Origin of the sequence: Marinomonas sp. SBI8L (assembly GCF_001624705.1) — a bacterium.
Taxonomy (GTDB): Bacteria; Pseudomonadota; Gammaproteobacteria; order Pseudomonadales; family Marinomonadaceae; genus Marinomonas.
In genome coordinates this window covers 434,764-444,479 of the sequence record NZ_JSEO01000004.1, presented here as the reverse complement: position 1 = coordinate 444,479, position 9,716 = coordinate 434,764, and the positions used below count along the sequence as shown (strand labels likewise).

The following is a 9,716-nucleotide window of genomic DNA, read 5'->3' as shown; positions in this document are numbered from 1 at the left end:
AATATTGTTTTTCAAGTTGGCAAGAAGATGTGCTATCTAAACACGCCTTGGCAACGAGAAGTTTTAACTCACGACTATATTTGGACATAAAAGACCCCCAGTAATTAGTTTGTCCAACTATTGGGGGGCAGTTCACTTAGGCTCGCTTTTTTTATGTGTTTTATTGCTTTTAGGTACTGCTCTAGAAATACGTTTTTAAAGGTCGTTAACCTAAATCTCTCTTTCCATCAGTACGTGTAGGATGCCTGACTCTAGAAAAATTTTCCCATCCGTACTAAAACCATGGCGTTCATAAAACACTTGAGACTCAGTTTGAGCATGGAGAAAGATACGTTTTAAATCCATTTCTCTAGCAACTTGAATCGCTTTGCGTAATAGCATGGTTGCATAACCTTGGCTACGATAAGCTGGAAGTACACTAAGGCGTCCAATTTGCCCTTCTGGCGTTAGTCGACAAACCCCCGTTGGCACTGCTGTTGTGCCAAAAGAAACGAAATGTACCGCATCTTCGTCTAGGTTGTCCCACTCATCTCTTTCATCAATACCTTGCTCTATGATGAATACTTGTTTTCTGACAAAGCTAAGTTGAGCCTTGCTGCTTTCCCAATCTGTGGTGAGTACTTTCATGTCTAATCCCTATTCTTCTGCTGGCAGATGAACCACACCTTGTTTACTTATTAAGAAGCTTAACATAGGTAATATATCTTTGTGTTTGTCTGTTTCAAGGGGACTGAAATCAAATTCTACTTGATCACATATAGCATGAATAAGTGGCTCAAGTGCTTGGTCTATCTCGATTTTTGCACCATTACAATAAAGTTGAATAAGTGCGCTATCTGGCGCTGCATGATAACAAATACGCGCATCACCTGGTCTAAAGAAAGGGACACCTTTAAGTGCGTCTTCAAGGCTTGCTTGAGTGTCTTCTTGATTAAGGTCTCCATGAAACTCAGGATACTTTACCTCACTCATGTAAGTTCCTAGCCAGTCAGCAAGCATCTCAGGTTGATCAATCATGGCTTTTAGCTCTTGTTGTAAATAGCTAATGTCAGAATGATGTATCTCTGCATGATGAGGCTCTTCATGATCCGATGGTGAGCTAAATCTGTGTTTCTCATTATCTACTTCACAAATTTGATCTCTAATACCTGTCAGTACCTCTTGCATGCTTGGTGCTCTAAAGCCAATTGAGTAGGTCATGCAGTCATCATCGAGAGCACGCCCATTATGAGCAAAGTTTGGTGGTAGATAGAGAATGTCACCGGCTTCAAGTTCCCAGTCTTGTTCTGAGTTTGCTTTGAAATCAGATAAGATATGTAGATCTATATCTTCAATAGCTTGATCCTGATAAGCATCAGGAGCGAGAACTTGCCAGCGCCTTTTACCACTGACTTGAACAAGAAAAACATCGTATTGATCATAGTGAGGGCCAACGCCGCCGCCTTTGGTTGCATAGCTCACCATAACGTCATCTAAGCGCCAACTAGGTAGAAAGCGAAAGCGCTCTTTAAGCTCTTGAACCTCAGGTACCCAGTGGTCAACGGCTTGAATAAGTAAAGTCCATTCTTGTTCTGGTAACTGTGCAAAAGTCTCCTCAGTAAAGGGGCCTTTTATTGTCTGCCAAGGTGTTTTGCCTTGTTCAATAACAATACGAGATTCAACCTCACTTTCCATTGCCATGCCTGCAAGTTCATCGGCCTCAAGTGGTGGTTCAAAATCAGTTAAACCAGCTCGAATAAGAAGCGGTTTCTTTTGCCAATAATCGCGTAAAAAAGTATTCGCGCTCATACCACCAAGAATGGAAAGGGGAGTATCAAGTGTTGTCATAAAAATATGTTATTTCGCTAAGGTTATGAATGAGAAAAAGCCGAGTAAATCTCTTACTCGGCTTTTCAAAGTGTTAATTATATAAGGAGTTAACCTTAATAATTAATTTTTTATTGCTTTAGCTTGCTCTGCCGCATTACCAATATAAGTTGCAGGAGTTAGTTTTTTCAACTCTGTCTTAGCATCTTCTGGCATTTCTAATGTATCAACAAATGCTTCGATGGTCGCTTGATCGATAGCACGGCCACGAGTTAGCTCTTTTAGCTTCTCGTATGGAGACTCAATACCGTAACGACGCATTACAGTTTGAATCGGCTCAGCCAATACTTCCCATGCTGCATCTAGGTCTTGCTCTAGACGTTCTTTGTTGATTTCTAGTTTGCTAATACCTTTTAAGCTTGCTTGGTAAGCAATCAAGCTGTGGGCTAAACCAACACCTAGGTTACGAAGCACTGTTGAGTCAGTAAGGTCACGCTGCCAGCGAGAAACTGGGAGTTTAGCGCTTAAATGCCCCATAATCGCATTAGCGATACCTAAGTTACCTTCTGAGTTCTCGAAGTCGATTGGGTTAACTTTATGAGGCATGGTAGAAGAGCCAATTTCACCCGCTATGGTTTTTTGCTTGAAGAAGCCCATAGAGATATAAGCCCAAACATCACGGTCGAAGTCCAAAAGGATTGTATTGAAACGACTGATCGCATCGTAAAGCTCAGCAATGTAATCATGTGGTTCGATTTGTGTTGTGTAAGGGTTCCAGCTAAGGCCCAGAGAAGTTACAAATTTCTCAGCATGTGCTTGCCAATCTATATTTGGGTACGCTGAAAGGTGGGCGTTGTAGTTACCAACAGCACCGTTAATTTTGCCTAAAAACTCAACGGCTTGAATTTGTTTGAACTGACGAGACAAGCGTGCTGCTACGTTAGCCATTTCCTTACCCATGGTTGATGGTGATGCTGTTTGACCATGTGTACGAGAAAGCATAGGTTGTTCAGCATGTTCAAGAGCAAGGCCTTGAATCGCTTCGATCACATTGGTTAGCTCTGGCTTAATCACATCTTCCAATGCTTCGCGTAGCATTAGGGCATGAGATAGGTTGTTGATATCCTCAGATGTACAGGCGAAATGTACGAACTCAGACACATTGTCTAGTTCAGTCAATGCTTTCATCTTATCTTTGATGAAATACTCAACCGCTTTCACGTCGTGGTTAGTTGTTCTTTCAATGTCTTTAATCGCTTGAGCATCTGCTTCGCTGAAGTTTTCTGCAAGTTGATCTAAGAAGTTAGTTGCTTCTTGGCTAAGTGCTGGTACTTCTTGAATTTGTTCGTGAGCAGCAAGGGCTTGTAACCATCTTACCTCTACTAGAACACGCATTCTTAATAAACCGTATTCACTAACAGAGCGACCTAGTGAACGAGTTTTTGAACCATAACGACCATCTATTGGGGAAATAGCATTTAAGCTAGTTAATTGCATTGAAATAACGCCTCGACCGTGGATTACTGAGTGGTTTTCAGGGAAGGGCTATTATAGGGAAAAGCCTAGAAGTATGCTATCGCTGGCCTTTTTAATATGGTCAGATACTTAGTTTTTTTGGTGAGATTTTGGTTATTTTTTAAGATGTGAGATGAGACTGAAATTAGGTTTTCAGTCTCATGGAAAACGCTTCTTTTGTAGCAGTTCTTTTGATGGAATTAAAGCTTATTTAAAGTTGTTTAAAGCCGCTAAAATAGGTTTACGTTTAAAAATAAGGTGCCAGCGGCGACCACCTAATTGACGCCATAGCATAGCTGCTCTAACGCCTGCCAATAGGCTTGCTCTAACTTGGTCTGAAACCAAACTTTGTTGCAAGTAGCGACTGTCGCCGTGTACTTGGATGCGAAAATTTAGTTTGCTCAAATTATCCTGATAAATACCAGAAATAGCAGCGAGCATATTAGGATGTATCATATCCTCGTAATGTTCTTTTTGACGCTCTAGTTGGCTAATTCTTTGACCTAAAGCTGATAGCATGTCTGGTTGTTTAGCAAGTTTAGACTCTAAGTGTAAAATACTTAACGCATAACGAATGGTGTCAGGGTTAACACTGGTCTTGTCTTTGCCTATGGTTTTTTGGCAAATCTCATTACCAAGTTGTAAATTATCAAATAGTTGCCAATTACCACCATAGATTTCATCTGTGCTAGTTACGTTTATTTTTAATAAACTATCTAATAACGGGCGTAAAGAACCTTCAGGTGCTGTACCGTTTCTAGCTAATTGTGAGACGAGTTCTGCAGCTTGAAATAAAGCGCTTAATGCAATTGCTTGATCGTTTACTTGTGTGCTCATTCTTTATTTAACCTAGTTATTCTTATTAAATGCGCGATTGATAATGCCGCCACCAAGACATTCTTCGTCAAGATAAAATACAACTGATTGGCCCGGTGTAATCGCTCTTTGCGCTTCAACAAAACTCACTTCAATCGAACCGTCTGAGTTTGCCGAAATGGTGCAATCTTGATCTGCTTGACGGTAACGACACTTCGCTTTGCAAGTTAATGGCAACTCAGGCGCTTTTCTTGCCACCCAATCCATATTGCTAGCATTCAAATGGGTTTTATATAGAGGCTTGTCGTCACTACTTTGTGTTACCAATAACACGTTGTTCTTTAGGTCTTTTTCAACCACATACCAAGGCTCGTCTGAGTAGTTGGCTAAACCACCAATACCCAGCCCTTGGCGCTGGCCTATGGTGTGGTACATAAGGCCAGAATGACGACCTATGGTATCGCCTTCTAGGGTTTTTATATCGCCAGGTTGTGCTGGTAAATACTGCTCTAAGAAGTCTTTAAAACGACGTTCACCGATAAAACAAATACCAGTACTGTCTTTTTTGTTATGGGTAATAAGGTCGTGTTCTTGTGCCAAACGACGAACTTCAGGTTTTTCTAATTCACCAACAGGGAACAAACTCTTTGCAATTTCATCTTTGCCAACAGCATAAAGGAAGTAGCTTTGATCTTTGTTGTTATCAAGACCTTTTAATAGCTTAGCTTGGTTATCATCGTGAGTTCGTCTGACATAGTGGCCAGTTGCTATATAGTCAGCACCTAAAGCGTTGGCATATTCTAAAAAGGCTTTAAACTTAATTTCTTTATTGCAGAGTATATCTGGGTTTGGTGTTCTACCGGCTTTATATTCTTCTAGGAAGTGCTCAAACACATTGTCCCAGTATTCTGCGGCGAAATTGGCTGTATGCAATTTGATGCCAAGTTTGTCACAAACACTTTGGGCATCGGCAAGGTCGTCTTTTGCAGTGCAGTATTCTGTACCATCGTCTTCGTCCCAGTTTTTCATGAATAAGCCTTCTACCTGATAACCTTGCTGAATCAAAAGTAGCGCGGATACAGATGAGTCAACACCACCAGACATACCAACAATGACTTTGGTGTTTTCGTTTGGGGTAGCTAGGTTTTCAGTAGTGGAAGGTGTTGTGCTATTCATCATTTAACTGTGTATGCTCATTGGGTTGAATTAAAGTGGCAATATTGTAACTCATTACGATTATAGATGCTTATCGCAGATGAGAGATAAAGGGTATATAGTGCCTGCTAAATAATCTTCAAGGCACTTTTTTACAAGAGGGCTGCGAAGCTTATGGTTCAAGATTTCTTCCTTATTTAACCAGATCGCTTCACTGATATCTTTATCTATTTTGTCGCTTACTTTTGCAATTGGTGTACAAATAAAGCAGGCCCTATGATAAGTCTCCTGATTCTTTTCAGGTGTAAAGCTATAAAAGCCAAGTAGAGCTTGAGTTGAAACTTTCCAACCTGTTTCTTCTAGTACTTCTCTTTCAATTGCCTGGCTAAGACTTTCGCTATTTTCAACGTGTCCCGCTGGTTGGTTTAGAACGAGTTTTTCCTGCTTGCTTTCTTTGACCATGAGAAACTTTATAGTTTGATTCGCTTCTATTTGAGGAATGACTGCTGCGACGGTGAGCCTGGGAAGGCTTTCTCTGTTTGTGCTTGGCTCTGCTATCTTCAAATTGTTTTAACTCCAAGGTTAGTTTTTCGTCGATTGGCTTTTCTTGCCATTGTCCTGAATTCAAGCCATCAATTGAGTAAGGGCCAATTTGTGTGCGAATAAGGCGTAATGTTGGAAAACCAACCGCCGCAGTCATACGTCTAACTTGGCGGTTTTTACCTTCGGTAATAGTAAGTTCGACCCAACTAGTTGGAATATTTTGTCTTTCTCTAATGGGGGGAACTCTGGGCCAGCCTTCAAATGACGCTGCTCGCTTTGCTTTTGCTGGTTTTGTTAAACCATCTTTAAGCTCAATACCTTTGGCTAATTTTTGTAAGGCTTCGTCAGTTATTTCACCTTCTACCTGAACAAGGTATGTTTTTGGCATTTTATGCTTAGGTGAAGCAATAAGATGCTGTAGTGCACCTTCATCAGTAAGAAGTAGTAAACCTTCAGAGTCATAATCTAGACGGCCTGCGGGATAGAAATTTGCTTTATTTATAAATTGAGCAAGAGTGGCTTTGTCTTCATCTGAGGTAAATTGGCTTAAAACCTGAAATGGTTTATTAAAAATAATTATAGAAGGCATGACTTTCAGTATAAAAAGCCCACCTTATGCTATCGAGAGTTTTGAGTCAAAATTGATTTGCATAAGGTAAGGCTAGTGAATTTATATGTGATTTAAGCGCTGGCTGTGAGTTCAGTATGTGTTTCTCCGTTCACCTGTATGTGGTTTAAATCAGTTTGATCATCTGTGATTGGGGTTATGTCTACTGCGTGCATTCCTTGTTTGCCTGGTGATGTTTCAAATGTAACGGCTTGCCCTGCTTTCAGCGTTTTGTATCCATCAATCATGATGGATGAATAATGGGTAAATAGGTCTTCATCAAAGCTGTCTGACACAATAAAACCATACCCTTTAGCATTATTGAACCACTTTACTCTTCCCTGATACATATTTCACTCCGTTAGAAAAATTATGACAGTGTCTCATTCAAAAATAATGTAACTAATTGTTTTTGGTTATCCGGTTTGCTGAGTATTTCTTTTCTTTAAAATTGTTTAGTGTTTCTTAGTTTCAAAAAACTGCTTTCAATGCATGACATTGCTCAAAGAAAAGCGTAGAAGTAGATATAGGCTTTGTAAAATTAATGCCAATCTTTTGTTTTATCGCAGGAGAACTTGTTTGTTTCAAAGATGTCTCCATATAAATAACTAGCCGATAAATTTTAATTTTTGTAATTCAGAGACCCGGGATGAATCTAAATCAACAAATTCGACTAACCTTAGATAACGAGCAAGGAGATATAGGTGTTGTACTTGCTCCTGAGGAGACTGAGTTAAAACCACCTTCAATGTACCAAGTGGTGTTATTTAATGATGACTTTACACCAATGGACTTTGTGATATTTGTGTTGCAAAAGTTCTTCTATATGGATGGTGAGAAAGCGCAAAAAATAATGCTAGAAGTTCACAATAAAGGTAAGGGTGTATGTGGGGTATACCCGTTTGATATTGCAGAAACAAAAGTCGCAATGGTTCAGCAGTTTGTAGAACAAAATGAACACCCCTTGATGTGCGATTTGCAAAAAGTCGACTGATTTATAAGAGAGGGTACACCTATGTTAGATAAAGAATTAGAGCAAACCCTAAATAGTGCATTCAAATTAGCGCGTGACAAACGTCATGAGTTTATGACGGTTGAGCACCTTTTATTAGCCTTAACAGAGAATGATGCCGCCTCTGTTGTATTGAGTTCGTGTGGCGTAAATTTAGATACTTTAAGACAAGAATTAATTGAATTTGTCGATAGTACGACACCTTTAATCCCTGAAGATGATGCAGAGCGAGAAGTTCAGCCTACATTGGGTTTTCAGCGTGTTTTGCAACGAGCTGTTTTCCATGTTCAGTCATCCGGTAAGCGAGAAGTGACAGGTGCTAATGTCTTGGTTGCTATTTTTAGTGAGCAAGAAAGCCAAGCTGTTTACCTGCTTAAAAGGCAAGGTGTGGCTCGAATTGATGTAGTCAATTATGTTGCCCATGGTATTTCTAAGGTGGGTGACCAATCCTCTCCTGACTCTGTAGAGCAAGAGGAAGAGGGTGATGATAATGCAGCACCTTTACAAAAGTATGCATTGAACCTGAATGAAGAAGCTAAATCAGGCAAGATTGATAATTTGATTGGTCGAGATTATGAGGTTTCTAGAGTCGTTCAGACATTATCTCGACGCCGTAAAAATAACCCTTTACTAGTGGGTGAATCAGGAGTCGGTAAAACGGCCATTGCTGAAGGCTTAGCGAAGCGAATTGTTGATGGTGATGTACCAGATGTAATCAAAGATGGTGTGGTTTATTCATTGGATCTGGGCGCTTTATTAGCAGGTACTAAGTACCGTGGTGATTTCGAGAAGCGCTTAAAGCATTTATTAAGCGAATTGAAAAAACTGCCTAATGCCATTCTCTTTATTGATGAAATACATACCATCATAGGCGCAGGAGCTGCGTCTGGTGGGGTAATGGATGCATCTAACTTATTGAAACCTGTGCTTGGTGCTGGTGGATTAAGGTGCATTGGATCCACGACTTTCCAAGAGTTTCGTGGTGTGTTTGAAAAAGATCATGCTTTAGCAAGAAGGTTCCAGAAAATAGATGTTAATGAGCCAAGTGTTGATGATACTTATCAGATTTTAAAAGGTATATCAGCCGCTTTTGAAGCTCATCATGAAATCAAGTATGAAGAGCCTGCATTGCTTGCTGCTGCTGAACTTGCTTCGAAGTACATCACGGATAGACACATGCCTGATAAGGCAATTGATGTCATTGATGAAGCGGGTGCTTATCAAAGACTGCAGAAAGATAATCTTCGTAAGGAAGTCATTACTGTCGAAGATATTGAAGATATTGTGTCAAAAATTGCTAGGGTTCCGGTTAAGTCTGTTAATTCAGATGACAGAAAGGTGTTAGAGAATCTTGAGCGCAACCTTAAAATGGTAGTGTTCGGTCAAGATCAAGCCATAGTGTCATTATCTGATGCTATTAAGCTTTCTCGTGCTGGTCTTAAAGCAGATCAAAAACCAATAGGCTCCTTCTTGATGGCAGGCCCTACTGGGGTGGGTAAGACGGAAGTAACACGCCAGCTTGCTAAACAGCTAGGTGTAGAGTTAATCCGTTTTGATATGTCTGAGTATATGGAAAGACATGCGGTATCCAGGTTGATAGGTGCGCCTCCAGGCTATGTTGGCTTTGATCAAGGCGGTTTATTGACTGAGGCTGTGACTAAGCAACCTCATAGTGTGGTTTTACTTGATGAAATTGAAAAAGCACACCCTGAAGTCTTTAATTTACTCTTACAGGTCATGGATCATGGTACTTTAACTGATAATAATGGTCGTAAAGCAGACTTTAGGAATGTGATTCTTGTAATGACATCTAATGCTGGTGCAGAAGTGCTAGCGAAACGCTCAATAGGCTTCTCAAGTCAGGATAATTCTACTGATGGTATGGAAGTTATTAATAAAACCTTTACACCTGAATTTAGAAACCGTTTAGATGCTGTGATTCAATTTAATCAACTTGATGAAAAAGTTATCTTTAATGTGGTTGATAAGTTCCTAGTAGAGCTTCAAGCTCAACTAGACCCTAAAGGTGTTCTCATGGAGGTTTCTGATGAGGCTAGAGGTTGGCTAGCAAGTAAAGGTTATGATAGACAAATGGGAGCTAGGCCTATGGCTAGGGTCATTCAAGAGCATTTGAAAAAACCTTTAGCAGATAAAATCCTATTTGGTGATCTTGATTCAGGTGGAAGTGTTTTAGTTAAACTTGATGAAAAACTTGATGAGTTAGCTTTTGAAATTGAAAAAGAAGCGGTTGTGTAATATTAA

General features: G+C 40.0%; 10 protein-coding genes. 2 read left to right on the top strand and 8 right to left on the bottom strand.

Going from position 1 to position 9,716, the window contains the following annotated elements:
- Nucleotides 1-210 precede the first annotated feature (210 nt).
- The 8 genes from OA91_RS08345 to OA91_RS08315 all read right to left on the bottom strand — a co-directional run bounded on the left by OA91_RS08345 (nucleotide 211) and on the right by OA91_RS08315 (nucleotide 6,792).
- A complete protein-coding gene (locus OA91_RS08345; protein ID WP_046019231.1) occupies nucleotides 211-627 on the bottom strand; it encodes a GNAT family N-acetyltransferase in 417 nt (138 codons plus the stop codon).
- A gap of 9 nt (nucleotides 628-636) precedes the next feature.
- Nucleotides 637-1,827: a cupin domain-containing protein gene (locus tag OA91_RS08340; RefSeq protein WP_063337562.1), complete on the bottom strand. Its 1,191-nt coding sequence runs from the start codon at nucleotides 1,825-1,827 to the stop codon at nucleotides 637-639.
- A 102-nt stretch (nucleotides 1,828-1,929) separates the two neighbouring features.
- Nucleotides 1,930-3,303: an adenylosuccinate lyase gene (gene purB, locus OA91_RS08335; protein WP_063337561.1), complete on the bottom strand. Its 1,374-nt coding sequence runs from the start codon at nucleotides 3,301-3,303 to the stop codon at nucleotides 1,930-1,932.
- A 225-nt stretch (nucleotides 3,304-3,528) separates the two neighbouring features.
- The gene (gene hflD / locus OA91_RS08330; RefSeq protein WP_063337560.1) at nucleotides 3,529-4,158 is read right to left on the bottom strand and encodes a high frequency lysogenization protein HflD; all 630 of its coding nucleotides are present in this window, start codon (nucleotides 4,156-4,158) and stop codon (nucleotides 3,529-3,531) included.
- A 12-nt stretch (nucleotides 4,159-4,170) separates the two neighbouring features.
- Nucleotides 4,171-5,316 carry a tRNA 2-thiouridine(34) synthase MnmA gene (gene mnmA / locus OA91_RS08325; RefSeq protein ID WP_269447903.1) on the bottom strand — a complete coding sequence of 382 codons (1,146 nt, stop codon included), beginning with the start codon at nucleotides 5,314-5,316 and terminating at the stop codon, nucleotides 4,171-4,173.
- A 57-nt stretch (nucleotides 5,317-5,373) separates the two neighbouring features.
- Nucleotides 5,374-5,754: an NUDIX domain-containing protein gene (locus OA91_RS08320; RefSeq protein WP_231870341.1), complete on the bottom strand. Its 381-nt coding sequence runs from the start codon at nucleotides 5,752-5,754 to the stop codon at nucleotides 5,374-5,376.
- The gene (locus tag OA91_RS24020; protein ID WP_082827830.1) at nucleotides 5,696-6,424 is read right to left on the bottom strand and encodes a pseudouridine synthase; all 729 of its coding nucleotides are present in this window, start codon (nucleotides 6,422-6,424) and stop codon (nucleotides 5,696-5,698) included. The genes OA91_RS08320 and OA91_RS24020 overlap by 59 nt, the downstream gene beginning before the upstream one ends.
- 92 nt (nucleotides 6,425-6,516) lie before the next feature.
- On the bottom strand, nucleotides 6,517-6,792 hold the full coding sequence (locus tag OA91_RS08315) for a cold shock domain-containing protein (RefSeq protein WP_063337559.1): 276 nt from the start codon (nucleotides 6,790-6,792) through the stop codon (nucleotides 6,517-6,519).
- Between the two features lie 299 nt (nucleotides 6,793-7,091).
- On the opposite strand from OA91_RS08315, the gene clpS reads away from it, so the two are divergent.
- Both clpS and clpA read left to right on the top strand, forming a co-directional pair.
- The gene (clpS, locus tag OA91_RS08310; protein WP_197477773.1) at nucleotides 7,092-7,436 is read left to right on the top strand and encodes an ATP-dependent Clp protease adapter ClpS; all 345 of its coding nucleotides are present in this window, start codon (nucleotides 7,092-7,094) and stop codon (nucleotides 7,434-7,436) included.
- A 21-nt stretch (nucleotides 7,437-7,457) separates the two neighbouring features.
- Nucleotides 7,458-9,710: an ATP-dependent Clp protease ATP-binding subunit ClpA gene (gene clpA, locus OA91_RS08305; protein ID WP_046019236.1), complete on the top strand. Its 2,253-nt coding sequence runs from the start codon at nucleotides 7,458-7,460 to the stop codon at nucleotides 9,708-9,710.
- Nucleotides 9,711-9,716: the final 6 nt, after the last annotated feature.